The organism is Paenibacillus allorhizosphaerae, from assembly GCF_042659105.1.
Taxonomy (GTDB): Bacteria; Bacillota; Bacilli; order Paenibacillales; family NBRC-103111; genus Paenibacillus_G; species Paenibacillus_G allorhizosphaerae.
This window is the reverse complement of record NZ_JBHSRV010000003.1, coordinates 385,424-412,014: the sequence shown is the minus strand read 5'-3', so window position 1 is coordinate 412,014 and position 26,591 is coordinate 385,424. Positions and strand designations below refer to the sequence as shown.

General features: G+C 52.0%; 21 protein-coding genes. 13 read left to right on the top strand and 8 right to left on the bottom strand.

Annotation, left to right across the window (positions count from 1 at the left end; genetic code table 11):
• The first annotated feature begins 14 nt into the window (after nt 1-14).
• Together ACFQI7_RS15085 and ACFQI7_RS15080 are read left to right on the top strand one after the other, a co-directional pair.
• Nucleotides 15-896, top strand: coding sequence for a carbohydrate ABC transporter permease (locus tag ACFQI7_RS15085; RefSeq protein ID WP_218097740.1), 882 nt, complete (start codon nt 15-17; stop codon nt 894-896).
• Between the two features lie 55 nt (nt 897-951).
• On the top strand, nt 952-2,508 hold the full coding sequence (locus tag ACFQI7_RS15080; RefSeq protein ID WP_230414676.1) for an extracellular solute-binding protein: 1,557 nt from the start codon (nt 952-954) through the stop codon (nt 2,506-2,508).
• A gap of 106 nt (nt 2,509-2,614) precedes the next feature.
• Here the strand turns inward: ACFQI7_RS15080 and ACFQI7_RS15075 are convergent, their stop codons facing one another.
• Together ACFQI7_RS15075 and ACFQI7_RS15070 are read right to left on the bottom strand one after the other, a co-directional pair.
• The gene (locus tag ACFQI7_RS15075) at nt 2,615-3,895 is read right to left on the bottom strand and encodes an ABC transporter substrate-binding protein (protein WP_218097739.1); all 1,281 of its coding nucleotides are present in this window, start codon (nt 3,893-3,895) and stop codon (nt 2,615-2,617) included.
• Nucleotides 3,896-4,219: 324 nt separating this feature from the next.
• Nucleotides 4,220-4,522 (bottom strand): hypothetical protein, encoded by a 303-nt coding sequence (locus tag ACFQI7_RS15070; RefSeq protein WP_218097738.1) that lies wholly within the window; start codon nt 4,520-4,522, stop codon nt 4,220-4,222.
• A 63-nt stretch (nt 4,523-4,585) separates the two neighbouring features.
• Here ACFQI7_RS15070 and infC point away from each other — a divergent pair, with 63 nt between their 5' ends.
• Together infC and ACFQI7_RS15060 are read left to right on the top strand one after the other, a co-directional pair.
• Nucleotides 4,586-5,059, top strand: a complete 474-nt coding sequence (gene infC, locus ACFQI7_RS15065) for a translation initiation factor IF-3 (RefSeq protein ID WP_218097737.1) — start codon at nt 4,586-4,588, stop codon at nt 5,057-5,059.
• A 202-nt stretch (nt 5,060-5,261) separates the two neighbouring features.
• Nucleotides 5,262-7,511, top strand: coding sequence for an FAD-dependent oxidoreductase (locus ACFQI7_RS15060; protein ID WP_218097736.1), 2,250 nt, complete (start codon nt 5,262-5,264; stop codon nt 7,509-7,511).
• 160 nt (nt 7,512-7,671) lie between these two features.
• Here ACFQI7_RS15060 and ACFQI7_RS15055 read toward each other — a convergent pair whose 3' ends face one another.
• A complete protein-coding gene (locus ACFQI7_RS15055; RefSeq protein ID WP_218097735.1) occupies nt 7,672-7,875 on the bottom strand; it encodes a hypothetical protein in 204 nt (67 codons plus the stop codon).
• Nucleotides 7,876-8,270: 395 nt separating this feature from the next.
• Here ACFQI7_RS15055 and ACFQI7_RS15050 point away from each other — a divergent pair, with 395 nt between their 5' ends.
• Both ACFQI7_RS15050 and ACFQI7_RS15045 read left to right on the top strand, forming a co-directional pair.
• The gene (locus tag ACFQI7_RS15050) at nt 8,271-10,016 is read left to right on the top strand and encodes a right-handed parallel beta-helix repeat-containing protein (protein WP_218097734.1); all 1,746 of its coding nucleotides are present in this window, start codon (nt 8,271-8,273) and stop codon (nt 10,014-10,016) included.
• Between the two features lie 32 nt (nt 10,017-10,048).
• On the top strand, nt 10,049-12,388 hold the full coding sequence (locus ACFQI7_RS15045) for a TIM-barrel domain-containing protein (protein WP_218097733.1): 2,340 nt from the start codon (nt 10,049-10,051) through the stop codon (nt 12,386-12,388).
• Between the two features lie 35 nt (nt 12,389-12,423).
• Here ACFQI7_RS15045 and ACFQI7_RS15040 read toward each other — a convergent pair whose 3' ends face one another.
• The gene (locus tag ACFQI7_RS15040) at nt 12,424-13,242 is read right to left on the bottom strand and encodes a helix-turn-helix domain-containing protein (protein ID WP_377517033.1); all 819 of its coding nucleotides are present in this window, start codon (nt 13,240-13,242) and stop codon (nt 12,424-12,426) included.
• A gap of 300 nt (nt 13,243-13,542) precedes the next feature.
• Between ACFQI7_RS15040 and ACFQI7_RS15035 the strand changes: the two genes are divergently transcribed.
• From ACFQI7_RS15035 to ACFQI7_RS15025, 3 genes are read left to right on the top strand one after another with little or no spacing between them, the layout of a single operon-like run.
• Entirely contained in the window at nt 13,543-14,772 is a 1,230-nt protein-coding gene (locus ACFQI7_RS15035; protein ID WP_218097731.1) for a Gfo/Idh/MocA family protein, read from the top strand.
• Between the two features lie 16 nt (nt 14,773-14,788).
• Nucleotides 14,789-15,643, top strand: coding sequence for a sugar phosphate isomerase/epimerase family protein (locus ACFQI7_RS15030; RefSeq protein WP_218097730.1), 855 nt, complete (start codon nt 14,789-14,791; stop codon nt 15,641-15,643).
• Between the two features lie 28 nt (nt 15,644-15,671).
• The gene (locus tag ACFQI7_RS15025) at nt 15,672-16,979 is read left to right on the top strand and encodes an ABC transporter substrate-binding protein (protein WP_218097729.1); all 1,308 of its coding nucleotides are present in this window, start codon (nt 15,672-15,674) and stop codon (nt 16,977-16,979) included.
• 65 nt (nt 16,980-17,044) lie between these two features.
• Here ACFQI7_RS15025 and ACFQI7_RS15020 read toward each other — a convergent pair whose 3' ends face one another.
• The 4 genes from ACFQI7_RS15020 to ACFQI7_RS15005 form a co-directional block, all read right to left on the bottom strand.
• Nucleotides 17,045-18,184: a Ger(x)C family spore germination protein gene (locus ACFQI7_RS15020; protein ID WP_218097728.1), complete on the bottom strand. Its 1,140-nt coding sequence runs from the start codon at nt 18,182-18,184 to the stop codon at nt 17,045-17,047.
• Nucleotides 18,184-19,704 (bottom strand): spore germination protein, encoded by a 1,521-nt coding sequence (locus tag ACFQI7_RS15015; RefSeq protein WP_218097727.1) that lies wholly within the window; start codon nt 19,702-19,704, stop codon nt 18,184-18,186. Before ACFQI7_RS15015 ends, ACFQI7_RS15020 begins: the two co-directional genes overlap by 1 nt.
• A 5-nt stretch (nt 19,705-19,709) precedes the next feature.
• Nucleotides 19,710-20,798: a GerAB/ArcD/ProY family transporter gene (locus ACFQI7_RS15010; RefSeq protein ID WP_218097726.1), complete on the bottom strand. Its 1,089-nt coding sequence runs from the start codon at nt 20,796-20,798 to the stop codon at nt 19,710-19,712.
• Nucleotides 20,799-21,143: 345 nt separating this feature from the next.
• Nucleotides 21,144-22,094, bottom strand: coding sequence for a nucleoside hydrolase (locus tag ACFQI7_RS15005; RefSeq protein WP_218097725.1), 951 nt, complete (start codon nt 22,092-22,094; stop codon nt 21,144-21,146).
• Nucleotides 22,095-22,430: 336 nt separating this feature from the next.
• Here ACFQI7_RS15005 and ACFQI7_RS15000 point away from each other — a divergent pair, with 336 nt between their 5' ends.
• From ACFQI7_RS15000 to ACFQI7_RS14985, 4 genes are all read left to right on the top strand, one after another.
• Nucleotides 22,431-23,327, top strand: a complete 897-nt coding sequence (locus tag ACFQI7_RS15000) for an MBL fold metallo-hydrolase (protein WP_218097724.1) — start codon at nt 22,431-22,433, stop codon at nt 23,325-23,327.
• Entirely contained in the window at nt 23,314-23,436 is a 123-nt protein-coding gene (locus ACFQI7_RS14995) for a hypothetical protein (protein ID WP_268966809.1), read from the top strand. Before ACFQI7_RS15000 ends, ACFQI7_RS14995 begins: the two co-directional genes overlap by 14 nt.
• Nucleotides 23,437-23,771: 335 nt before the next feature.
• Complete coding sequence (locus tag ACFQI7_RS14990) at nt 23,772-25,103, top strand: ABC transporter substrate-binding protein (protein ID WP_218097723.1); 1,332 nt, start codon at nt 23,772-23,774, stop codon at nt 25,101-25,103.
• Nucleotides 25,104-25,269: 166 nt separating this feature from the next.
• Entirely contained in the window at nt 25,270-26,586 is a 1,317-nt protein-coding gene (locus ACFQI7_RS14985) for an ABC transporter substrate-binding protein (RefSeq protein ID WP_218097722.1), read from the top strand.
• Nucleotides 26,587-26,591: the final 5 nt, after the last annotated feature.

Sequence of the window (26,591 nt, the reverse complement as noted above, 5' to 3'; positions counted from 1 at the left end):
GAGGGAACAGAGCTGTGGGCAAATCGTACCGGAGCGTCGGCGGAACGATCTTCGACGTATGCAACTACACGCTGCTTGCCGTATTTGCCTGTCTTACCGTGCTGCCTTTTTTGTATGTGGTCGCCGGCTCCTTTGCTACGGATGCCGAGCTGACCCAGCGCGCATTTTTTATCATCCCGCAGTCGTTTTCCTTAACAGGGTACGAATACATCTTATCGTCCTCTACCTTATTTCGCAGCATCGGCGTATCCATCGGCGTAACGATCGTCGGTACGCTGGTCAATTTGGCATTCACCGTCTCCATGGCGTACCCGCTCGCGCGCCGCGAGATGATGGGGCGGAATACGGTGCTCAATTTAATCGTATTTTCCATGCTGTTCTCCGGAGGACTGATCCCGACGTATCTCGTCGTAAAAGGGTTAAACTTGCTCGATTCGTACTGGGCGCTTATTTTACCCGGAGCGATCAGCGCCTTCAATCTGATTGTGGTGAAAAACTTTTTTCAAGAGCTGCCTCCGGGGCTGGAGGAATCGGCCAAAATCGACGGCTGCAGCGAGATCGGGATCTTATGGAAAATCGTGCTGCCGTTATCCAAGCCGGTGCTCGCGACGTTTGCGTTGTTTTATGCGGTAGGACATTGGAACAACTTCTTTTCGGCGCTGCTGTATATGAACGATGCAGCCAAATGGCCGCTGCAAGTATTGCTTCGTCAAATCGTCATGCTATCGCAAAGCGCGGGCGATTTGTCCCAGCTCGACCCGAACTTCGTCAAGCCCCCCGAGCAAACGGTCAAGATGGCCGTCATCGTCGTCGGTACCATCCCGATTTTACTCGTGTATCCGTTTTTGCAGAAGCATTTTGCCAAAGGCGTAATGATCGGTTCGATCAAGGGGTAACGGACAGCAGCATAATAAGCATTTATATAATCAATATAACAGGGAGGCTTCTTACGTGAAAAAGAAAGCGTTTGCGAAGCGCAAATGGGCGTCGGCGCTCATGCTGACATCGATATCGATGACGGCCGTAGTCGGTTGTTCCACGGGGGGAAACGGGGGCCAGCCAGGCTCCGGCGGAGACGGAGGCGGAAAAGCGCAAGGACCGGCGGATATCAGCATCATGCTGCCGGCATTCAAGGCGACCACGGTCAAGGACGACAGTCCGGTGGCGCTGGAAATCGAGAAATATACGAACACCAATCTGCATTTCGAATGGGTGCCGAACAATTCGTATCCCGATAAATTCAACATCGTACTCGCTTCCGGCAAGCTGCCGGCCGTCATGGTCGTTCAGGATAAATCGCCTTCATTCATTAACGCGGCCCGTTCCGGCGCATTCTGGGAGCTTGGCCCTTACATGAAGGATTATCCGAACTTGAGCAAAGCGAATCCGATCGTGCAGAACAACATCTCCATCGACGGCAAAATCTACGGCATTTATCGCTCGCGACCGCTTGGGCGCAACGGGATCGTGTACCGCAAAGATTGGCTCGACAACGTAGGGCTGCAGCCGCCGAAGACGATTGACGAGTTCTACAATATGCTAAAAGCGTTCCGGGATAAAGATCCGGATCGAAACGGCAAAAACGATACGTACGGCATGGTCATCTCCAAATTTACCGGCCCGTTCGACATTATGCAAACGTGGTTCGGCGCTCCGAATAAATGGGGGCAGGACGCTTCCGGCAAGCTGGTGCCCGTTCATCTGACGACGGAATATATGGATGCGCTTCGCTTCTTCAAAAAGCTGTACGACGAGAAGCTGATCAATCCCGACTTTGCCGTCATGGATACGGCCAAATGGAACGATCCCGTCATTAACGGGCATGCCGGCGTGATCGTAGACGTGCTGGACAATGGCGCGCGGTTGGAAGATAAAATTCATGCGGCGCTGCAAAAAGACGGCAAGGATGACCCGAACAAGCAGATCATGGATTTGATCGGCACGGTGAGCGGGCCCAAAGGGCAAAAGAACTTGCCGACCTCGGGCTACGCGGGCATGCTTTCCATCTCCAAAACCGGCGTGAAGAATGAGCAGGAGCTGCGCAAAGTGCTGGCGTTCCTCGACAAAATGAACGATGCCGAAGCGCAGACGCTAGCCGAACGCGGGCTCGAAGGAAAGCATTACAAGAAAGTCGAGGGCGGCATCGAGCCGAGCAAAGATGCGGCATTGCTGGAAGGCGAAGTGGAAGGGTTAAACCAGTTCGTCGCCTTCATACCGGAGACGCGCAGCCTGGCCGTCAAGCCGACACCGCTGCGGAAAAAAGCGGATGAGGTGATTAAAGCAAACGAGGCGATCGTCGTTGCGAATCCGGCTGAGCCGCTCGTATCCAGTGTGTATTCGCAAAAAGGCGCCCAGCTCGATACGATCATCAGCGATGCGCGAACGAAATTTATCGTCGGCCAAATCGATGAAGCCGGCTTCAAGGCGGCGGTGGAGCTCTGGAAGAAGAGCGGTGGCGACGACTACGTGAAGGAAATCAACGAGCTGTACCAAAAAGTGAAGAAGTAACAAGCAATAAGCTCGCTGCGCCCGACATTTTGCGGGTACGGCGAGCTTATTTGATGGAGTTACACGAATGTATCATCATCGAAAATGCTTCGATCAATAGCTTTTCTTACTTCGCATTTTCCCTGATATACTGCGTAATCTGTTCTTCCGCTTCGCGAAGCGCGGTGTTCACGTCTTTTTTACCGTCCAAGTATTCCGTGAATTTGCCGCTGAAGATGTCTCTGGCTTTGGTGTAGTAGATGGAGAAAGGCGGAGCGCTTGCGGGCGAGCTTTTAAATATGCTTTTGACGTTTTTGCCTTTCAGAATCGGCATATCCGCGCCGAATTCATTTTTGAATTTCGGATCCTTGAGCGGGGAAACTCGCCCGGTTGATCGGGCGCTGAGCGACTGGACTTCGTCCGAAAATAAAACTTCCAGCACCTTCATGGCTTCATCCTGATACTTGCTCGTTTTGCTGATCGTCATGACGTGAAGATCATACATGCCGTAGACGTTCGGATTTTCCTTGTAGCTTGGGTATTGTGCAATATCCCAATTGAATTCCGGCACTTGGGCGAGTTTGTCGAACAGGTTGATGACGGCGTACATGGCGACCTGCTTATCTTTCATGAAGGCATTGTTCGCGTTGGCGCCTTTCGGAGGTTTATTGCCGGGAATGGAATAAATGCGATTGCCCATTTCATACAGCTTTTTATAAGGCTCGCTGTTCACCATCGGCTTATTCGTCTTGGCATCGACGATGTTTAAGGAGAGCGGATACATGAGCCGAATAATGCCTTCCGGGTCCAATCCCCGATATTGAACCCCGTCCACCTGACGGGTCAATTTTTTCGCCAATTCGATGGCATCGTCCCACGTCATTCCGTCCTTCGGGTATTCCACCCCGAACCGGTCGAAAATATCTTTATTGTAATACAACGCATTCAGTTGTAGGTTATACGGCAGACCGTAGAGCTCGCCTTTATCGGCAATCGCCCTCAACGTATCCAGCGATTTCGGATCGAATCGTCCCAGATCGAATTTATGCTTCTGCGTCAGCGGGGTAATATCCTGGAAGATGTTCAATTCTTTGAAGGTAGGAATGTGACCGTTATAAATCGTAATCAGATCGAGCTGTTCGCCGGAAGCGACTTGTTGCGTCAAATTGTTGTTGGATGTCGGAATGATCTCTACGGTAATGTAAGGATATTTTTTTTGAAGCGGTTCGTTGATCAGTTTATCCAAGTCTTCCTTCGTCATCGACTGGTTCGTATACATTTTTAACGTTACCGGTTGTTTCGGAGCTTCGGCTTCTTTGGCTGTCTGCGGGGAGGGTTGCTGACTGCCGCACCCGGCTGCTGCGACCGAGATAAGCGTGAACACGGTTAATAATGAAAGTTTTTTCATGGATCCCGACTCCTTAGATCGTATTTCTTTGAAATAATCCCCTTAATCGCGCTGTGCGAAACAAGTTCTTCCTCACCTCCTCAAAAGTCAAACGGATAGACAGAAAAACGCGGAAAAAGCAACATAAACCGCTAGGTTAAGCGCTTACATTATATTATGACGGGAATTGCAATTGAAATATATGGACAGATGCAGGATGGATATGGAAATATGTAGGCAGATGGGAAAGAAAAGGATAGTTGTCTAAGCCAACGGCCGAAAGCGCACAATCCCCCGCCAAAGAAGGGATGAAGGGGATTGCACGTCATAAGCGTGGCCGAGCGATTACGTTTTGCGGCGCCTGGCGATTTCTTCCGTGACGATAAAAGCCAGCTCGTCGTTGCCGAACAGCGACAGCACGCCAAGCACTGTATCGTCGTGCACTTCGCCGGCTTCTTCTTTCGGAACGGTCAGCTCGATCGCATGCAGCAGCGCTTCGTTGTCCGTCTGCTGCGGATAGGCGCGGTTGTACAACTGTACCGGATCGAGGCCGTGGTTGACGCACCACTGCGCGAATACGAGAATCATTATATGCTCGTCCCGCTGGTAGTTGCGTATAATTTGCTCATCGAGCTCTTTGCGGTTCATTTGAAAAATCTCCTTCCAGGCGATACTATGAATCATTATAACGAAAGTCCAGGTGCATCGACAATGATTACGAATGAAAATATTAAAGTGTCCGAAGTCTGGCTGACCGGGCTGAACGGCGAGGATCTCGGCATCATGCCGACGAAAGAAGCGCTGAGTCTGGCGAAAAAGCACAAGGTCGACCTCGTATGCACTACGCTGATGAGCAGTCCGCCTCCATGCCGGCTTATTCGCGCTGGGGAAGCGAGGCAGGAAGCGCAGCAGTCCCGGAAGCGAGAGAAAGAGCCGAAGCTGAAAGAAATTCGGCTGACGCCTCATATCGAAGACCACGATTACGATACAAAAAAACAGCAGGCGGAGCGCATATTAAGCGGCGGCGATGCAGTGCTGCTCGTTGTGCGCATCCAAGGCAAAGAAGGCGAGCGGGCGAAAGCGCTGCTCGAAACGCTCGTCAAAGATTTGCATGCGTCCGGCCGTAAAAAAAACGGCATCCAGGTTAGCGGCAAGCAGGCGGCGGTTCAGCTCGATCCGCTGTAAAAAGTTACCCGCGATTCCCAATGAGATGCGGCGGATTTACAGGCAGCTTGGGCTGGAACATTCGTTCCCGTTTGGAAAATACGTATATACTCCGACAAATTCTGTGCATGTCAACACGGAAAGCGTTTCATTATAATGAAATTATTGTGAGTCATAAGATGACGATCATCAGACATGCACATTATTCAGGGGTGAGGAAAGCATGAGATTCGAAACGGTACAAACAGACATTACGATCATCGGCGGAGGTCTTGCCGGCGTCAATGCGGCGGTAGCCGCCGCCCGTCTCGGACGCACGGTGGCATTGGTGCAAAACCGTCCCGTGCTTGGCGGAAATTCGAGCAGCGAAGTGCGGGTATGGGTATGTGGAGCTACCGCACACGGCACGCACAGGTATGCGCGCGAAACGGGCATCATGGGCGAAATGTTCGTGGAAAATCAGTTCCGCAATCCGGACGGGAATCCTTATTTCTGGGATACGGTCGTCCTGGAAACCGTTAGAGCGGAAAGCAACATCCAACTATTCTTGAATACGGATGTGCACGAAGTGGAAGCGGAAGGCGGCGAGTCGGATCGCCGGATCGTATCGGTAACGGGCTGGATGATGGGATCGGAACGCCGAATCCGCTTTGTGAGCGAGATGTTCCTCGATTGTACCGGAGACGGGCTGGTCGGCTTTTTGGCCGGAGCGAAGTACCGGATAGGAAGGGAAGCGCGTCACGAGTATAACGAGGAATGGGCGCCGGAAGTGGCGGACGACATTACGCTCGGCAGTACGATTCTGTTTTACAGCAAAGATGCCGGGCGTCCGGTCAAGTATGTGCCGCCGAGCTTCGCCAAGGACATTACGCAAACGTCGATTCCGATGAAGCGCGTCATCCGCAGCGGCGACTCCGGCTGCCATTATTGGTGGATCGAATGGGGCGGCGAGCTCGATACGGTGCACGAGAACGAGCGGATCCGCGACGAACTGTGGTCCGTCATTTACGGGATATGGGATTATATTAAAAATTCTGGGAACTTCGATGCGGACAACATGACGCTCGAATGGGTAGGCTCGCTTCCCGGCAAACGGGAATTTCGCCGTTTTATCGGAGATTACGTGCTCCATCAGAACGATATTATCGCGCAGCGCGAGTTCGAGGACCGCGTGGCGTTCGGCGGCTGGTCGATCGACCTTCATCCGCCGCAAGGCATGTACTCCACGGAAAGCGGCTCCAAACATATGCATATGGACGGAAGCTATCATATCCCGTTCCGCAGCCTGTACTCGGTGAACGTCTCGAACCTGCTGTTCGCCGGCCGCAACATCAGCGCGACGCATGTCGCGTTCGGAACGACCCGCGTCATGGCGACGTGCGCCGTCATCGGAGAAGCGGCTGGCACAGGCGCGGCGCTGGCGGTGAAACACGGCACGACGCCGCGCGGCGTATATCGGGAGCATCTATCGGAGCTGCTGCAAACGCTGCTGCGCCAGGATGCGTCGGTGCTTGGTATCGCGAATCGGGACGACGCTGATTTGGCTCGCGCCGCATCCGTCAGCGCATCCGGCGCGTTGACGCGGCTTGCCGTGGAACAGCCGGCCGAGGCGTATGCGCTGAAGAGCGACGCCGGCATACTGCTTCCCGTCGATCCGGAACTAAGCCGCATCGAACTGCTGATCGATGCGGCAGCGGAGACGACATTGGAAGTGGAGCTGTGGAGCACAGGTCGCGCTGAAAATTATGTCCCGCACACCTATGTTGCCGGCGGCTCCGCTCATGTGAGCGCAGGCGAGCGGCAGTGGGTGGCCGTTCCGCTGGCATGGAAGCCGGAACAAGCGCAAAATGCGTTCGTCATCGTGAAAGCGAACGCGCAGGTGTCGCTGCATATGTCGCACACACCGCAATCGGGTGTGCTCGCTTTCGAACGCGGCGCCGCCGCTCGTGCCGTGAAAACATTGGAAGATCACCGGCACGATCAGCCGGTCGTGCAGTGGGGCATGAGAAAGTTTGTACGCAAACCGTTCTGTTTCCGGGCATTTCCGGAGACGAATGCATTCGCTCCTTCCCATGTAACCGACGGATACTTGCGCCCGTATGGCGGCCCGCATCTATGGGCTTCAGAGACGCTTGCCGCGGGGGAAGAGGCTTGGGTGGAACTGGCTTGGGACCGTAACGTCGCATTCCGTGAGGCGCATATCGTGTTTAACGACGACGTGAACGAGGATCTGATCAATCTTCACCATCACCGCACCTCCTTCGAGATGATTCCGGAGCTCATTCGCGACTACCGTCTGGAAGCGTTCGTCGGAGATGCCTGGACGGTACTTAGCAGACATAAGGACAATCACAAGAGGAAGCGGGTACACCGCTTCGATTCCGCAGTCACCGCTTCCAAATTCCGGTTGGTGGTCGAGGCGACGAACGGCTGCCCGCGTGCGGAGCTCGTAGAAATTCGCTTATACGAGTAGACGAGAATCCAGAAGAACAATAGCGCAAAAACAGGTCATTGAGGTGCGAATGCTCCTCGATGACCTGTTTTTTTGAACGAAAACTGCTGCTATAAACGGTCTGTCTGCCTTTGAAGGACTCCGTAACCCACCTGGACACGGGACGTGTGCAGGAAGATACTCATTTTTCATTGTCCGAACAAGCGATTTGAATGGGCTCCGCTTTCGCAGGAGGCGGGGAGGGCGACGTCGTTTCCGGACAAAGCTCGATGAGCTCGATATTTTTGACGCAATATTTGTTGGCTTCATATATTCTGAATGCATCTATTTCATTAAGAGCTGAACTGAACGGTATGCCGTTGATCATGATTTGGTATTGTTTCATCTCGTTCTCCTCGTTTCCAAATGATTGGACGGTTGATAACAGGGATGTCAACTGTGTCGGATGCTCGATCGGTGATTTGATGGGCGAAGCGATTATTTTCCTCATTATTCCTACACAAGCTTAGCACCTCGCTCGTCCCATTGCAAATGTAATAAACGGTCGAAGCTTCAAAGATACCGGTTGACGATTCGGTACCTCGCTGCCTTCCGAGCGACCCCCGATTGCTGCGCAGCGCCAGACTTTGCTCTCGACTCAGGATATAGGAAATTAAGGATATGCTTTATCAAAACGAGGCTATGTGCGTATGATTGCGGTTCTTTTACAATGAAATTATGCCGGGAAGCCGGAAGCACAGATAGTAAAAGTTACCATAAAGGAAAGGATGCTGCTTGTCCATGCAGACCCAAACGATCGTTTCGATGGAATCGTTCGGCTTGAGCGGCGGCCTTGACGGCTCCGATCAAGATTGCACGCTAGCCGTATATCGGGCATTGCAATATTGTCGGGAGGTCGAACGGCCGAAGCTTGTGTTTCCGAAAGGCCGCTATCACTTTTGGCCTGAACGTGCCGTGGAACGGCACTACTATATTTCGAATCACGATCAGGAGCAGACGCGGCATATCGTCTTTCCGCTCCTCGGCTTTCAGCATTTGACGGTGGACGGGCAAGGCTCGGAGTTTATTTTCCATGGCGTGCTAACCCCATTCGTGATCGACGAATCGCAGCATGTTACGCTCATGCGCTTCAGTGTCGACTGGGAGCGGCCGCTTCTCTCGCAAGGTACGGTCACGAGCGTCGGCGACGATTTCTTCGATGTCCAGGTTCCGCCGCAGTACACCTACGAAATTATCGACCGGAAGCTGCATTTCCACGGCGAAGGATGGACGGAACGGGTCAAGGGCATCATCGAGATGGATCCGCAAACGTGCGCTCCCGCGTATCAAAGCGGAGACTGGTTAAATTACGGGCATTACGCGCCCATTTCCGTCGATGAAATTGCCCCGGGCCTCGTGCGCCATTCCGGTTCCATGAAAAGAAAGCCCGCGATTGGCAGCGAGCTCGTTTTTCAATGCGGAAAACGGAATGCGGCGGGCATCTTCATCAAGGATAGCGAGGACGTTCGGGTGGAGTCCGTCGATATGTACCACGCCTTCGGCATGGGGGTGATCGCCCAGCGTACGACCGATATTCATTTGGATGCGTTCTGCGTGAAGCGCAAGCCGGGAAGCACGCGTTTGTTCACGACGCGAGCCGATGCGACCCACTTTGTGTACTGCCGGGGCACGATCCGGATCGAAAACTGTCTGTTCGAAAATCAAATGGACGATCCGTGCAACGTTCACGGCATTTATTTATCGATTGAAGAGCAAATTGCCGACGATACGCTGCTGTTGAAGCTGAATCATTTTCAACAGACCGGCGTCCGCGTGATCGGGCCCGGCGATGCGCTCCGTTTCGTTAGCGCGGCGACGTTCGCTCCTTATGCGCAATCGACGGTGAAACAGGTCGAACCCGTCAACCGGCATTACTGGCTGGTCACGTTCGATAAGCCAATCCCCCCGGGTGTTGCCGTGCGGGATTTGGCGGAGAACATCACATGGTCGCCGGATTTGATCGTGCATCATTGCACGGTACGCGCGAATCGCGCCCGGGGCTTCCTGATCACGAGCCCCGGCAAGGTGCTGCTCGAACATAACACGATCAGCGCTCCCGGCGCAGGCATTAAAATATCCGGCGATGCGAACTCGTGGTACGAATCGGGAGCGGTGCAGGACGTCACGATCCGCAGCAATACGTTTCTGGACTGCAACTACTGCTATCCGCATTGGGGCAAAGCGGTCATAGACATCGATCCGGTCATTCAGGCGCCGGAGACGCTGCCGGCATGTTATCACCGGAATATTCGCATCGAAGGCAACCGGTTCCGGACCTATGAGCTAGCTTTGGTCAAAGGCTACTCGGTCGACGGTCTTATCTTTACGAATAACGTGATCGAAACGACGGACCACTATCCGAAGCATCGCGCCGCTGTGCATGCGATTGAACTGACGGCCAGCCGGAATGTATCCATCTCCGGCAACCGGATTATCGGGGAACAAAGGACGGCGCGGATCGGCGATCAGGTGGTTGCGGTCACGTAAACGCCCGCCCGTACAAAAGGAGTAGAGAAACCATGGCAATCGATAATCCGTCCGTTCGTCTGCCGTTGTACCGGTTTGAAGAGCGGGGCGAACAAATCATCATTACCACAAAATCGTTTACGATGACGATCTGCAAAAAGGGGTTCCGCTTCGGATTTCGTCAGCCGGCATGCGGCTATCAGGTCGAACCCCATGCGGTGTCGGGCCTCCGCTTTTCCGATAAGGAAGGCAAGCGGCTGTACGACGCCACACACACGAAAGTCATGGACTGGAACGAAGAGGCGCTTCATCTGCTCGTTGAAAATACGGAGGGACAAGAAGCTGACGTAAGGCTTGCGTTCGGCGGCAGGTATGTCCGTTTCGATATTACTCCCAGCCTGCCGGGAGCTTATACGATCGATGTAAGAACAGCGCCGATGTCACCGGTGTACGGCCTCGGGGATTACGGCTCCTTGATCGATACCGTGCCTACGGAACAGCCTCCGGCCAGAGGCAAGCTGGACGTTCAAGCCCGCGACCGGGCGAACTTGTTCGGCTATCACCGCAGCGATATGGTTAATCAAGGCACGAACATGCGGTTTTTATCGAATTTTACCGTCTATCCGGCACACCGGTTTGCGCAAGTTTTGTTCGAGGAGGGGGCCAAACGGGTCGCTTTCACGGAAAAGGAAAATAAGCTCGGCGCATCCAACGTGGCACGCATCGGCAGCTTGTACTATTTCACCGGCACGATGCGCGAGATTTACAGCGATTACCGAAACGTACGCATAGCGGAAGGCTATCCCGACAAGAAGCCGAAATACGAGATGTTCCGCGTCGGCTGGGAAGCATACGGCTCGCTCGGCTGGAATTCGTACCAGACGGAAGTGGAAGAGGCGCTGCGGCAATATTTGGAACGCGGCTACGAGCTGGCTTGGGGCGTCATCGGCTCCGGCTTCTGGAAAGGAGACCGGAAGGGGACGTACGAAGGGACGACGACGAGCTTCGGCATCTGGGACGACGCGTTCGAGGAGGGGCGTACGGACGGCTTGGCCAACCCGAGGTTCCCGGACGTGAACCGCCTGAAATCGTTTTTCGCCGAACGGGGCATCAAGCTCATTCTCGGTCTCCGCAATCATGTGAAAGCGCCGGAAGCGGACGGCGGCTTCAACCACCCGGTCTATAACGGTCCGTTCGCAGAAGAAGCAATACAAAGAGGCTATCTTCTGAAGCATGCCGACGGTTCGCTATTGCGCATCACGAACGCCCAATTTCCGGCCGGAACGGTGTACGTGCTGGACAGCCGCAATCCGGAGGCGCTTGACTGGTTCGTATCAAAGGCGGCGCTATGGGAAGCACAGGGCTTTAAAGAGGATGCGATGCTCTACACGAAGCATTACGCGGACGGCAACTGGAACCAGTTGAATGCGGCGCTGATGGACGAGAACTACTGCGTCATCGTCCGTAACTCGGCGTACGGGGTTCCCGGGGATTTGCTAAGGATTAACGATACGTATTTCGGGACCGGGGAAGGGTATCATTTTGACCAGGACCGGGTGCCGATCAATTTGCTCAACATTGCCGCTTCCGGCGCGTCCAACTTGTATCCGGACATTACCGGCGGGACGCCGAAGACGGACCCGTCGCTGCCGAGCTACCAAAATTACTTTGTGCGCAACGCCATGTTCAATGCTGTCACGCCCGGTATGTCGCTAGGGCGTAAGCCGTGGGAGATGAACCACCCGCATTACGAGCAATGTGTTAAAAAGGCGGCGGACTGGCATAACCGTTACGCGCCTTACATTTACAGCGCCGTTCTGGAGTCGTACCATACCGGTTATCCGCTTGCGATGACGCCGCTTCACATCGCTTATCCGGACGATGCGGCGACATATGACTTGATCAACCGGCACACCCGGCAGTATGAATGGATGCTGGGGCCTTCCATGCTGGCCGCTCCGCTCTTCGGCAACGATTTCGATACGGCGCAGTCACGCGATATTTATTTACCCGCAGGCATATGGATCGATTACGAGACGGGCGAACGATTCCAAGGCCCGGTTACGCTGCACGGCTATCCGATGCCTCCGTCGAAAATTCCGGTATTCATCGGCGGTCAGGGGGTTGTCGTATCCTATGATCGCGAGGAAGACGCCTGTTATGCCGAAGCGTATCCGGTTGCGGAACGAGGCAATTGCTACACGCATCAACATGCGGACGGAAGCTCCGTGTCCCGGGTCAGGCACGAGCAGGAGGGCTGGAATCCGCAGACGCTGCGCGTAGAGGACAATGTATCGGGACAGGCGGCGGCTTGCGTCCACCAAGAGAAAACGGGCTCCTTCCGTTTCCGTCTGGAGCCCGGGCGAGACTACACGATTCGAGGCGGGAAGTAACTTTGGCATCGGGGAGTCCTGTTCAAGCTTGTTCGCTACATGCGGTTTTTCTTGCGGTATTCGTTCGGCGGCATTTGAAAATGCTTGGTGAATATACGGCTTAAATAAAAGCCGTTCTCGTAGCCGACGCACTGCGCAATCTGATCGAGCGTCAGCAGCGAGCCGAGCAGCAGCGAACGGGCTTTCTCGAGCCGCAGGTGGGTCAAATATTCCGTCGGCGTCAGACCGAAGCAGGCCTTGAACCGTTTAGTCAGCTGCGCGGGGCTTACTTCCAATTCTTCGGCAATGACGCGAAGCTCGAAGGATTCGTACGCGTTGTGCCGAATACGTTTTTCAGCAAGCTTCATCAGGCTGTCCGGCTTGCGGCCCCGGTACAGGACGGGCGCCGTCTCGGCCGGCTCTTCCTCCGAACAGAACGTGTACCATAGATCGCGGACATAATGATTTTTGCGGTTGCTCTGGGACAATGTCGAAACGGATGGGATGCTTCGCAGGCAAGCGTAATTAGCCGCAAGCCGCTCCGTGTTTTTCAGCGTTATTTTTCCGGCGGGGAACAGTTTGGCCGGATCGGCGGTATCGTTTTTCTCATGCTTCCAAATGAGCCGGATGAAATGGAAGCTGACCGGTTCGACCACGACCCGGTATAGCTTCACGCCCGGCGGACAAATGAGCAAGTCGCCATATGCCGCGGTACCCTTATGTTCTTGAATTTCGTAGTAAATAATGCCTTCTTCGATGGCGAGCAGCGCCCAATCCTGATACACGTCTTCGTACAGCAAAAACTTTTCTTTTCGTTCCCAATAATCGTAATACGTGATGGTTGGAACATAGTCCGACAGCAAATGCTGCGCCATTACCGGTCTGCCTCCATGGGTGGTATGATTGATTAACGTCATTATATCATCCGCCGTCCGTTCTGCCACTACCATTTTGCAGCGAATATGGAAACTGAGGATATGCTCTAATCAATTCAAGGTATGTAAAACCGCTCGGTCATTTTTTAGAATAAAGACAGATTCGGATCATGAAAGCGCTCGGTGGAGCTGCCGGAGCGATGCCTATCCGCCGGGTAAAATGGGGATAAGCTCTCAGCACACGATCATTACTTGAATGAATGGTCGAACACAGACACGGAACTACAGGGGGAACTGAAAATGATGAAAATTGGAATATGCGGCGCGGGATCGTTTGCCGAGGCGTTCATACCGCTGTTCAAGGCACATCCGCTCGTAAGCGAAGTGGTGCTTGCGGACCTGCTGCCGGACCGGTTGGAACAGGTCGCCGCCAAATACGGGATTGCAAGAACGTGCAAATCCCACGATGAATTATGCGCAAGCGATGTGGATGCGATAGCCATCTTTGCGCAGCGCCATCTGCACGGTCCGCTCTCGATTCAAGCGCTCAAAGCGGGAAAGCACGTGTATTGCGCCGTCCCGATCGCATCGACGATCGAGGAAATCGCCGATGTCGTGAAAGTCGTGGAAGACACGCGACTCGTGTATATGAACGGAGAGACATGCTATTACTACCCACACACGATATATTGCCGCGACCGTTTCCGCAAGGGGGACTTCGGACACTTCGTCTACGGCGAGGCCGCCTATTTGCACGATATGTCGCACGGCTTTTACCAGGCATTCCAGCATACGGGCGGGAAGGACTGGAAGAAGGTGGCGGGCTTTCCGCCTATGTTCTATCCCACGCACTCGACCAGCATGATTATCTCCGTCACCGGAGCGCGCATGTCACAGGTGAGCTGTCTCGGATACCGCGACCGGCATGAGGACGGCATTTTTACCGAAGGCGGCAATCTGTGGAATAACCCGTACAGCAATCAAACGGCGCTCATGCGTTCTTCCGACGGCGGCATGGTCCGGATCAACGAGTTCCGCCGAGTCGGCTGGTGGGGGCGTTCGAGCAGCAATCCGGTCAGCATTTTCGGTACAGAAGGCAGCTTCGAGGAGAATAGCGGCGGGCAATATTGGACGGAGCTTGCGCACAATAAAATCGTCGATTTGTCGGAGCTGCTGCACTGCGCGAGAAACCATGTTCCGAAAAGCGACGAACATCTCCATGAGGTTCTGCAAAAAGACTTCAACAGCTTGTTCTCGCCGATTCATCCGGTTCACCGGCTGCCAAAGGAATTTACGGGTCTGCGCAACGGTCATTTGGGCTCGCATCAATTTTTGGTCGACGATTTCATCAAAGCCGTATTTACCGGAAAGCTGCCGCCGGTTCACGTGTGGGAAGCCGCCAAATATTGCGCGCCAGGCTTAATTGCTCACGAATCCGCGCTGCGCGACGGCGTCATGATGGATATTCCGGATTTCGGCGACGCGCCGGACAACTGGGAGCTGCTTGACCCGGATCAGCCGGTCGGTTAAAGAGGAGGAGCTCTTCATGTTCACTTACAGCGCGACCCAATGGATATTCGGCGACGAGCCTTTGGAGCGTACGCTTGCAAGATTGAGGGACGCGGGATATGAAGGCATTGAGCTGACCGGCGAGCCGGACCGGCTTCATGTCCCGGAGTTAAAGCGTTTACTCGGCGTGTACGGATTGGGCTGCACATCCATCTGCGGCATCTATACATCGGAGCGGGATTTGAGCAGCTCCGAATCGCGGAAGCGGGAGCAAGGCATAGCCTATGTGAGGGCTTGCATCGATCTTGCGTCCGATGTGGGGGCGTCTCACGTCATCGTCGTTCCGTCGCCAGTCGGCAAGCTGGCGCCGGAATCGACCCGGGAAGCGGAGTGGGGTTACGCCGCAGCCAGTTTGCGGGAGGCTGGAGCGTACGCTTCGCAGCGCGGAGTCCGCATCGCCGTCGAAGCGTTGAACCGCTATGAGACGCATCTCATCAACAAGCTTGATGAAGCGACGCGGCTCGTGAAGGAGGTCGGCAGCCCCCACGTCAAGCTGATGGCGGATTTGTTCCATATGAATATCGAGGAAAGGAACATCTGTCAGAGCTTGAAGGATTCGGCCGAACATCTGATTCACGTGCACATCGCCGACAATACGCGGGAGGCGGCAGGGAGAGGGCAAACCGATTGGGCATCGGTGATGCGGACGCTGCAAGCGCTCGGCTACCAGGGCCCGGTTACGATGGAGTTTATGCCGACGGCTTCCAACCCGTACGACGTGTCGCGTTTTCGGCCGGATGAAGCAGCCCTTGCTGCGGATGTCCGGCTCGCACTCGAGACGATTCGGCACGCCGTTCAAGACGCGGCCGCGCAAGCGGATACAAAGAGATGATTGGATCAAAAAGAGGAGGTCATACAAAATGAATACAAAACTAAAAGTAACGATTGCCATGACGTTGATCAGCTCGATGCTCGCCGCATGCGGCGGCGCCGGAGGGAAAATGCCGAATAACGCTGCGGACAGCAAGCCTCCGAAGGCGGAAGACCTGAAACCGGTTACAATCCGATTGTTTCCGAATCAGCTAGTGACGGACGAAGATTTCAACAAGCTGATCGTCGAGCCGGTCAAGAAAAAATATCCGCATATTACGGTGGAAATGATCAAGAAAGATTCCGCGAAATGGCTGCCGGACTATGTTGCTTCCGGGGAAGTCATGGACCTGGTCACGATCTGGAACGGCACGCTCCCGAGCTATGCCGATCTCAACCTGTACGAGGACATAACGCCTCTGGCCAAAAAACATAACTTCGATCTGGGGCGCTTCGATCAGGGCGCGCTGGATACGATTCGCGAAACTTCGGACAAAAAAGAACTGATCGCGCTGCCGTACAACGTCCAGTTCAACGCGCTGTACTACAATAAGGACATCTTTGACAAATTCGGCGTCCCCTATCCGAAAGACGGCATGACATGGGACAACGCGATCGAGCTGGGCAGACAGCTGTCCCGGGAAGACGGCGGCGTAACGTACCGGGGATTGGATCCGGAATCGGTCACGCGGATGCTGTTCCCGATGTCGCTGAACGTGGTCGATGCGAAAACGCAAAAATCGAATGTGAACACTGATCCGTACAAGCGGGTGTTCGATGTGACTAACCGGATCTATGCGATTCCGAATAATAAGCCGAAAACGCTTTCGCAAAACGCTTCCGACATTTTTATTAAAGAGAAAAACGTCGCGATGATCACTACGGTTAATATGTTCGACAAGCTGCGGAACGATCCCGGATTCAAATGGGACGTAGCGCAGTATCCGAGTTACTCGGAACGTCCGAACGTGTACGGCATGTTCGATATGCATACGATTCTCATTACGAAGACGAGCAAGAACAAGGATGACGCGATGCGGGTGCTTGAAGTGCTTTTCTCCGATGATGTCCAACTGATCAGCACGAAAGAAACCGGCCGCGTCTCCGCTCTGAAAGATCCCAAATTCAATCAGGCGTTCGGCTCCGCCATGCCGCACCTGAGCGGGAAACAATTGCCCAGCATATTCAAGAGCAAGCCGGCTCAAAGCCCGCCGTTCTCGGTTCACTACACGAAAGGCGTTGCGCATCTTCGCAACAGCTTCGCCGAAGTCGTTGACGGGAAAAAAGATATTAATACCGCGCTTCGCGAGGCCGACGAGAAGATCACGCAAATGATCGCTACCGATAGTAAAAAGTAACGCGATACCTTGTACGATGAATAACCTTTCCATTGGACGTGTTTTTTCGCCGTCTTGTGGAAAGGTTAATTTTTTATTTTACCCGAGTTGTTTAATTTCACGGTCACGCGGACGTCTTTAAGTGAATCCGGCTTTAGCGTGATACCATTCCGCTCATGGAGCTTTTTCCATTCGCGGTTTTTTTTGCGGTATAGCGCATGTTCCAATTGAAGCAAGTCTGCTTTGTCTTTCAATCCTTCCTGGTAAGTCTGTACAATCTCCATGCGCACCCGTTCCGCTGCTTCTTGTTCAATCATGGCTTCTGGATACGATTTGGTGTTATACAGGATTTGACCTTCAAACATAACCTCGATCCCGTAGGTGACGAGATCATTGGTTGTATGAAATGTGATTTCTACTTTAGGAGATTCCAATGCGATGCCCACTTGGGCCTTTCCTTCCGCTTGAATGATCAGCGGGGCCCGCCTTGTGCGGGGATCGACCCAGCGAAGCCCGGGAATCCGATTTTTTTCGATCCATCCTTTAAATTTTTTATTTTGTAACACATAGATGCCGCTTATTTGTAGTACATCTTGTGCTTTCTTATCGCGTTTCCAATATTGATCGGTTATGGTGAGAGAAGGGAGCTGCGTTGTTTTGCCCGGTTCTCTGTAGCTGGCATAAAACTCCCGCATGCTGATCGGAGCGATAACCGAATTTTGTTTGTAGCTTTCCCGCGGCTGATGCAGCAGCGTAATCAGAGGCGAAAGATTAAAAAAAGCGGTTACGGCAAACAATTGATCGATGGGCATGGAAGAGCCGAAAACCCATGGTGTATACCGCAGCTCAAAATGACGGCGAAGCATTTCTTCGAAGTCGTCGATTCCTTTTTTAATTAAACTTTCGCTCACTACCACCGCATTGACCTGACCGTAAAAAATGCGAAGTTGAGAGGTCTGGTATAAATCGTCGAGCGCATGGAGCGGGTTATCGCCCGACCCTTTCCCTATCCATACCGGGACCGGCGCGGTCGGTTTGCCCGTCTCCATCTTGGCTACGGAAGAAAAGTCCAGCATCTGTACATAAACGTGATACTTCCCATCGGCGTAATCAATTCCAATCGCTGCCACGTAGTTGATATCCTGAACGTGTTTGATATCCCAGCATCCCGTCATTAGCAATGGTACCAACAACAAGGCGACGGCGGATTTCCAAAGCCGGAACATTAGCTGCCATCTTCTTTCCTGGTAGAATCGATCGCTTGCAATATATCTGCCCGCCTTTTTTTCAAATACCAAGGCTTTCGGATAATCGCGGAGAAAAAGTCATGCCAATTGATCGGCGATATCGGTGACAGATAGGGTACCCCGAATGACTGAAGCTTGGATAAATAAAGAACGACGCCTATGCTCGATAGCATAAAGCCGAACATGCCAAGCACGGAAGCACAGAGAAGAATAAATAACCGGATGATGCTGACGGTCCCGACCAGCGATTGATTGACCAGCGTAAAGCTGGCAACGGCCGTGACGGCTGCAATGACGAGAAACGTCGTTGAAGCGAGTCCCGCCCGAATGGCGGCATCGCCGACGATTATGCCCCCAACCACCGCCACCGTCGTCCCCACCGCCTTGGGCAGTCTCTCGCCGGCCTCGCGGAATAACTCAAACATGCCCAACATGAGAAAAGCTTCCAGAGGCGAAGGCAAAGGAAGACCAATTCTGGATACCGCAATTGTGGCGAGCAGCGGGTAAGGGAGTTGTTCCACGTTGTAGGAGGCCAGCGCGGCCCAAAAGCCCGGGAGCAGCAGTGATGTAAAGAGACCGGCAAACCGGAACAACAGCCCAAAGGTGCTGATATAAAAAGGTAAGTAAGCATCCTCCGGAGATCTCAACAACAGCGTTAAATTGGCCGGGCCGATGATAGCGATCGGAGCCCCGTCGACGATAACGGCGAATCTGCCCCGAACCAGGGAATCGACAACGTAATCGGGGCGTGTCGTATAGTCGAGCAAAGGGAACATGGACAGGGAGTAATCCGATAGTATTTCTTCCAGCTGACTGCTGCTGTACAAAATGTCAATATCGATATGCTGCAATCTTTTTCTTGCTTCGTTCACGAAACGCGGCTGCGTAATATCTTCCATATATAGCAGAGCTACTTTACTATTGCTTCGTTTTCCGATAATAAACTGTTCATAGCAAAGAGAAGAGCTGCGCAGCCGTTTGCGTACCAGCGCAACATTGGATAGCAAATCTTCCACAAAACCGTCTCGCGGCCCTTTGATCGAAAGCTCGGTGTTCGATTCTTCCGGCTTTCGGTTGGGAGGATCGGCCAGATCAAGGGAATACACTTCATTCATCGTTTCAAAGTAAAGAACAAGCTGACCTGAGAATACGGCTTGTACGATGTCCATCGGTTTATGGATAGGATCCACGTCCAGCTTATGCTGCAGGGCAAAGCTGAGCTTCTCCTCGTCGATGATATGTTCCAGCAGCGGAAGCACGAATTGATTGATTTGTTTGGTTTCTGCCATTCCCTCGCAATATAACATATATACGGGTTCCAGGTGCTCCGCATTGCCCAATTCGTATTTATCCATTTTGAAGTCTGCCGATGCGCGGAATAAATTTCGAATGCCTTCGGCTGTCCAAATATGGTTTTCAGGCAAAGAAGGGGGAGCAGCCGGGCGGACGATGTCTTTCTCCTGACTAAAGAACCATTGCAAAAGCCGATTAAATTTCATGCCTCTCACCTTTGGACTTTTTTTGAAAAGAGAACCATCGTAAACATAATGAGGAGCATGGCCGTGACGGCCCACAACGAGCCCGGCAAGTAAATCTGTTTCAGAAAGATCAAATACTGCATATCGCTTATCGGCAGCGCCACGACCACAACGTTGATGGCTGACAGAGAAACTAAAATGTACAATTTGCTTTTCTTGTTCGTTCCGGTACTTAGCAATTCGAGCATGAGATACAACGCGATGGAGATGCGGACAAAAGCCCCCGATAGCCATTGATAAATGGATAAAAAATCGACATGCTGTATGTATTTTCCTACCTTGACGAGACGCCATTCTTCGAAAGCAGGGTATCGAAGTGCCGCCGCTTCATAAGGACCGAATTCCGCGATGGCTCCTGTCGCCGGTCCCAATACCAACACCATGAGAAATAGTAACATTACCCAAAGCGACCAAAGCCGCACTTTACATTTCAAATGTTGCTGAAACAGCAGCAGCAAGATCAGCTCGGCGAGTCCGCCGCCTACGTACAGGCTTCCTCGCAATGCGGGCGTCATCCCTTGTTCAAAGATCGGCGTGAGCAAGGAATAATCTTTGACCGGAAGGTTGGAGCTCATTACGAAATCTCCAAAGATGATGACAAAGGGCAAAAGAAACCCTGATGTGATGGCAATCGCCTGCAAGCCGTAGCGTGCGCCATAAAAGCATAACAGCAACATTGAAATGGATAGCACGAGCTGTGGAGTGCGGGGCAAGTAAGAGACATGCGTCCACAACACGGTATCTTTTAACGTCAGCACACTGATGAAAAAAAGATAAACGAGAAAAAAGAGTCGAATCGCCACGCCTACGATCGTTCCGAATCGCTGCTGAAACCATGGAATGATGGGCTGCTGGCTCGTTTGCTTCATGATGCAGTAGAGGATGAAGGTCCACAGCAAGAACGGAACGATCATCACCAGTACGCTGATCCAAGCGTCTCTCTGGGCTTCTGCGATCAACGGAGGGATGACCATTACGTGGTTCATTAATCCGATCGCAAGGATCATGGTGGAATATAAAGGAATGAAGCCGATGGTGCCTTGTTGATTATTCAAGGGAGTCCCTGCCTTGTGCATATTTTCGATGAAGTTATTATTTTCCATAAATCATTTAAATATCCAAGAAAACATGCTAAAATCATTCAACTTTTTCAAATTGCGCTCCGCGTTGATACTTCGTCATTAACGGATTAATAAATCTTGTCGATAGTAGAGAGGGCTAACAAATGGATTCAGGAGAATCAATAAAAAGAAGAGAGACGGCACCTGATGCAATCAGGAACCGTCTTTTTAGGCTTGCAATGTGCGGGAGGCTTGGATCGCAAAAGGTTTTCGGCATCGCTTGCATCGAGAGGACGAGGTCCATATTTAAGCTGCCGACGACAACGATGCGCGGCCCTCTTATTGGGCCGCCTGCGAAGCGGTGATCGCATATTGTTCAAGCTTGCGGAAGAAATCTTTGAAAATCGCGTCCCGATGCACGTAATCGGCGCAGCGAATCAGATGCCTCGATGTGTCGTGACTCCAGGTGACCTGATCCGTCAGGATCGGACTATGGACAAGCGCGGTCGGTACGCTGGCCGGATTGACCAGCCATGCAATGACGGAGATATCCCAGATGACGCGGGAATATCCAAAATGGTCACTGCTGCAAGCTTCGTAACGCTCCGCCAGAAAATCCCCGATCGCCCCTTTGCCTTTTACATATCGTTCCACTTCGGGAAGCGTCGTGAGCAGGTGGGACGCGACGCCTGTACAAGGGACAAGTACGAGCGGCACGCCGCAATCGAACAAGATTTGAGCGGCGAGAACATCTTGCTTCAGGTTGAATTCTTTTGTATGCCGCCAGTCCAGACGATGTCCCCCCAGCCAGACGACGACGATTTTTTCAATAATTCGGGGTTCGAGCAGGATGGCCGAAGCGACGTTCGTAATTGCCCCGATCGCAACGACATATAAAGGTTCGTCGTCAGGAGCCGCCATGGCGCGCGTGATCAAATCGCGAACCGCCGGACTGTCTACCGGCCGGTCGGCCGATGGCAGGAAGCTTTCGGACCCGCGAAAGGCGAAGCCCTCGTCTGGCACGTTCATTTTGTGCAATATACGTATCATTTCATCATAACTTTTGTCCATCCCGTCCTTGGCACTTTTGGACAAGTGATTGAAGAACGGAGCAGCATAAATCGCTTGCAGATCGATCTTGTCTTTGGACAGCAGCGTGTAAACGATCGCAAATTGGTCGTCGATTTCGTTAAACGTATCCGTATCCAGTACCATATTTACTTTGCCTGACGGTGGCAGCAAGCGCCGAATGCGCTGTTCTTCGCTAATTTTTGGAAATGAAATCGGCATGGGAGATTCACCTTTCTTTTCTCAGATGAGGGATTCATCTATATATTTTGGAGATTTCATGTTGAATTATAACGAAGGCTACATGTAAGTTATATATTTATTCGGAGGAACTGTTATATATTTCGGCTTTATGCGAATGCAGGGGAAAGAAGAATACGGTGGGTTATACTTGTCACTGCCAACTAATTCAAAATGTTTTACGGAAATAGCCGAAAAATATAACGCAATAACCGAAAAATTATATGATTTGTTCGGGAACATCGCTATAATGTGTCCTAATTCAGTCAGATCTACGTATACCTGTGAAATTATGGAATTATACAGGAGGATGAACGCGTGAAGGGACAGATTAGAAAGCACGGACTGAACATGATAGGCATTGGAACGGTAAGCGCTCTACTGTTTGCGGCCGCTTGCTCGCATGTCAATCCGGAGCCGAAGCGGGTGGCAGCGCCGCTGCAGCACGAGCAGAGTAAAGACGAATTGCCGACGCTTCGGACAAATGAAGTGTTCGACAAGGAGAAATATAAAGGGAAGCTGCAGCTCCGGTATTTTCATCTGAAAGATCCGAAGGTATCGGCGGGCGACAGCTATCTGATTATAACGCCGGACGGAAAGGCGATGCTGATGGATGGCGGTTTCGCCAATGTAGGGAATCAAGTGGTCCGATACTTGGACAAACTCGGCATTAAGGACCTTGACATCTTATACAATACGCATCCTCACCCCGACCATCTGGGCGGCTTTGCCGAAGTACTGAAAACGAAGGAGGCTAAAGCTTATTACCGCCAAAGCTTTGATAATAATGCGTCCGCTCAATACCGCAATACGATCGAACAGATCGAGAGGAAGAACATTCCGCAGAAAGTATTGGCGGCGGGAGATAAGTTCGAGCTTGGCGGCGATGTAAAGTTCGAGGTGCTTAGCCCGAAGAAAGAGGCATTGAACGACGTGATCAAAACGAATGATGACGCGACCATCAACTTTTATTCTCTCGTCGTCAAAATGACGTACAAGGATACTTCGTTTCTGTTCCCGGGGGAACATTTACAAGGACAGGGAAGCGGAACTTATCGAATTATACGGGGATCAGCTGAAAGCGGATTTTGTACATGCGCCGCACCATGGACACACGACGTCTTCCTCGCCTCCGTTCGTCAATACGGTATCGCCGAAAGTAACCGTGCTGAGCAACAATATTTTCAGCAGCCTGGATATATTGAAGCGCTATGAAAAGCAGGGAGACGTGTATTCGACTGCGCTGAACGGCAATATTTTGATCGTTTCGGACGGCAAACAGCTGCATGTTATTACGGAAAAAGACAGGGTTCCCACGAAATGATCATCCAAGGCGGTATATCCATCTGCTCTATCGGTTGGGTAAAAAAGCCGAAAAGTATAAATGATATGTCCGATTCATTATATTATTTGTCCGAAATCACGGCTATAATTTGTCATGATTCGTAAGAAATGATATTCAAACTCCGCTTGAACGCATGAGTCAAAATGAAGGAGGGTGAAGGCGGCCGACCATTTTACCGCCGAAAACCAACACGGTTTTCCTCAGCCTAGTAGAAGCGCACATGTGTGAAAACGCTTTAATTGCAGGATAGGATGCATCGATCGGGTTTGGAATGGGGTCGAACGGATTTTACAAGTAATGGGAGGAAACAGGGGATGTTCACGAAAAGCATAGCGTTAACCGTAACTGCAGCAAGCATCGTTTCATTGTTAGCCGGATGCACACCTGAGAAAGAAGAGAAGAAACCGGAAGCTTCGCAGCAGCCGAAGATGGAAGTGCCGCAAGGGCCGGTGACCTTCAAAGTCGCTTCGAGCAGAACGAAAGACAGCTTCGAGGAAGTGACGAGGTCCATCCGCGCGAAGTATCCGAATGTTACATTGGAATTCATGACCAACTACAAGCTTGAAGATAAGACGCTCAGAGACATGATCGCTTCGGGAGATGTGCCGGATATATTCGACGTGGCTACGACCCATATCCCGATCATTCTCGATTATGACTTCCCGATGGACCTCGAACCGATTATTAAAAAGTATAATGTCAACCTCAGTCACATTGATCAGGAAGCGCTCAAAGACATTCGGGCATATAACGGGAAGCAAATGATGATACCGACCAACCTGACCCCGCCGATGGCGCTTTTTTACAACAAAGATTTATTCGATCGGTATGGCGTGCCGTATCCGAAAGTCGGGAATACATGGGACGATTTGATGGAAACGACAAAGAAGCTGTCCCGTTCCGATGGCGGCGTGAACTATATGGGGTTATCCACGAGCAACAATGCCAACTATATGGTAAAGCAGATGTCGTTGTCTTATATCGATCCCAAAAACGGCAGAGCCGGGCTAGTTTCCAATGACGGTTGGAAAAAAATGTTTGAGAAATGGAAAGAGATCTACAGCATTCCGGGTAACTACCCGGCCGGCACAAGGTTTACAACCGGAACGAATTATTTCCTAAAAGATAAAAGATTGGCGATGTATCCGTTTTATCTGTTTTTATTACAGGAGAAGGCGTTCCAGGACGCAGTCGCCGGCGGCGGCTTCAATTGGGGCGTAACGACTTGGCCCGCGCTGAAAGAATCTCCCGGGATCGGCTTTGGAAGTTTCTCCGGAGGATTCATGATCAGCAAAACAAATAAATATCCGGATTTCGCCTTCCAGGTTATGATGACTTTAATGTCGGATGAAGGACAGATCGACCTTGCGAAGAACGGCATGACGCCGAGCGTAACGAAGCCGGAACTCCGCACCCATATTTATGAGGGCAACCCGGTCGTGAACCAAATTCCGAAAGACGTCTTGACGGCCATTTACAACACGAAAGAACCGAAGCCGGTTCACAGAACGAAGTACGATGCATCCGCTTTAAGCATCGTTACGAAATATATGCATGAATTTCTTGATGGTAAAACCGATATGAACACGGCACTATTGAGAGCGGATGAGGAAATCAATAAGCTCATCGACGCGGATAATAAATAGGATACATATGCTTGCGACAGCGGTACCGATGACATCAAGTAAAGACGAAAAGGCGGTTTCTGACCAGCTCGGAGCCGTCTTTTGTAATCTTTGGCATTGTTCCACGCCGGTTGCCGTTCATTAAAATGCGAATGTTTGACAAATCTATTTTATACGGGGGTTATCCATGCATAGGAAGGCGATACGAACCTTAATATCCATGACGGTGTTATCGGGAATGCTCGTCGCTTGCTCCGGTGGTGCATCCAAGCCGAGCGTCGACAATCTGCAATCCCCAGCCGTGAGCGGGCAGCTTGCGGAGGAAGGCAGCGCGAAGGTCACCGTACAGTTCTGGCATTCTTTGGGCGGAAAAACCGGCGAATACTTGAACCACATGATCAAACGGTTTAACGAATCGCACAATAACATCGAGGTTGCCGGTACGTACCAAGGCAGTTACGGCGAGACGGCCTCCAAACTGCAGCAAAGCATCGCCACCGGGCAACTGCCGGATATCATCATGCTGGAGCGCTCCAATATCCAAATGTTCGAGGAGTGGAGCACGCTTGAAGATTTGACCCCGTATATGCAAAAATCGAACATGACCATCGGCGATTTCACGCCCGGACTTATGGGGCACTCCACATTCAATAACAAACTGGTTTCTTTACCTTTCAACCGTTCCACTCCCATTCTTCATATCAATAAAACGATGCTGAATGAGAAGGGGCTTGCCGTTCCGAAAACTTGGGACGAACTCAAACAAACTGCAAATGCGCTCGTCATAAATGAAAACGGCGAATATAACCGCTACGGGTTGACGATGCCGTTCGACTCCTGGTATCCGCTCGCCATGATGGGTCAGGCCAGAGGCAAATTTTTCAACGATCAAGGCACCGCGCTCGGTTTTGACGGCGAAGGGGTAAAAACGTTCGGTTTTCTGAAGGAGCTGCAGCGTACCGGCGCCTTGTATTACCCGCCCGAGAAAGATTCGGGCACAGTTGCGAATCAGCTGTTCACAAGCGGCAAAGCCGGCATGCTGTTTCAGTCCAGTGCGTCGGTTAGCGGTTTCACGTCCAGCGTCAAATTCGAATATGCGACCGCGTTTTTGCCGATGGATCAAACGTATACAGCGCCGACCGGCGGCGCGAATATCGCGATCATGGCCGGATCGAAGCATAAAGAAGCAGCCTGGGAGTTCATCCGCTGGGCCGCAACCGATCCGAAAGGCGGGTTGCAGTTTATTCTGGACACCGGCTATCTTCCATTTACTCCGAAGATGGCGGAATCCGGGCAAATCAAGGAGATATGGGCCAAAAATCCGAACCTCAAAACGGCTTACGACCAACTGAAATACGCGAGCGATACGAATAAACACGTTGCATGGCCAGCCGTTTTAAAAGAATTGAACGCGACCATCCGAGCGATCATGTATAATGATAAAGAGATCGAACCTGCGCTACATGCGTTTAAGAAAGAAGCGGAAATGCTGCTAAGCAAATAAACCCG

Bases quoted from the DNA above. Each gene is read 5' to 3' on its own strand.
- ACFQI7_RS15075 (WP_218097739.1), bottom strand. From the start codon at position 3,895: ATGAAAAAACTTTCATTATTAACCGTGTTCACGCTTATCTCGGTCGCA.
- ACFQI7_RS15070 (WP_218097738.1), bottom strand. From the start codon at position 4,522: ATGAACCGCAAAGAGCTCGATGAGCAAATTATACGCAACTACCAGCGG.
- infC (WP_218097737.1), top strand. From the start codon at position 4,586: ATGATTACGAATGAAAATATTAAAGTGTCCGAAGTCTGGCTGACCGGG.
- ACFQI7_RS15060 (WP_218097736.1), top strand. From the start codon at position 5,262: ATGAGATTCGAAACGGTACAAACAGACATTACGATCATCGGCGGAGGT.
- ACFQI7_RS15055 (WP_218097735.1), bottom strand. From the start codon at position 7,875: ATGAAACAATACCAAATCATGATCAACGGCATACCGTTCAGTTCAGCT.
- ACFQI7_RS15050 (WP_218097734.1), top strand. From the start codon at position 8,271: ATGCAGACCCAAACGATCGTTTCGATGGAATCGTTCGGCTTGAGCGGC.
- ACFQI7_RS15045 (WP_218097733.1), top strand. From the start codon at position 10,049: ATGGCAATCGATAATCCGTCCGTTCGTCTGCCGTTGTACCGGTTTGAA.
- ACFQI7_RS15040 (WP_377517033.1), bottom strand. From the start codon at position 13,242: ATGGCGCAGCATTTGCTGTCGGACTATGTTCCAACCATCACGTATTAC.
- ACFQI7_RS15035 (WP_218097731.1), top strand. From the start codon at position 13,543: ATGATGAAAATTGGAATATGCGGCGCGGGATCGTTTGCCGAGGCGTTC.
- ACFQI7_RS15030 (WP_218097730.1), top strand. From the start codon at position 14,789: ATGTTCACTTACAGCGCGACCCAATGGATATTCGGCGACGAGCCTTTG.
- ACFQI7_RS15025 (WP_218097729.1), top strand. From the start codon at position 15,672: ATGAATACAAAACTAAAAGTAACGATTGCCATGACGTTGATCAGCTCG.
- ACFQI7_RS15020 (WP_218097728.1), bottom strand. From the start codon at position 18,184: ATGTTCCGGCTTTGGAAATCCGCCGTCGCCTTGTTGTTGGTACCATTG.
- ACFQI7_RS15015 (WP_218097727.1), bottom strand. From the start codon at position 19,704: ATGAAATTTAATCGGCTTTTGCAATGGTTCTTTAGTCAGGAGAAAGAC.
- ACFQI7_RS15005 (WP_218097725.1), bottom strand. From the start codon at position 22,094: ATGCCGATTTCATTTCCAAAAATTAGCGAAGAACAGCGCATTCGGCGC.
- ACFQI7_RS14990 (WP_218097723.1), top strand. From the start codon at position 23,772: ATGTTCACGAAAAGCATAGCGTTAACCGTAACTGCAGCAAGCATCGTT.
- ACFQI7_RS14985 (WP_218097722.1), top strand. From the start codon at position 25,270: ATGCATAGGAAGGCGATACGAACCTTAATATCCATGACGGTGTTATCG.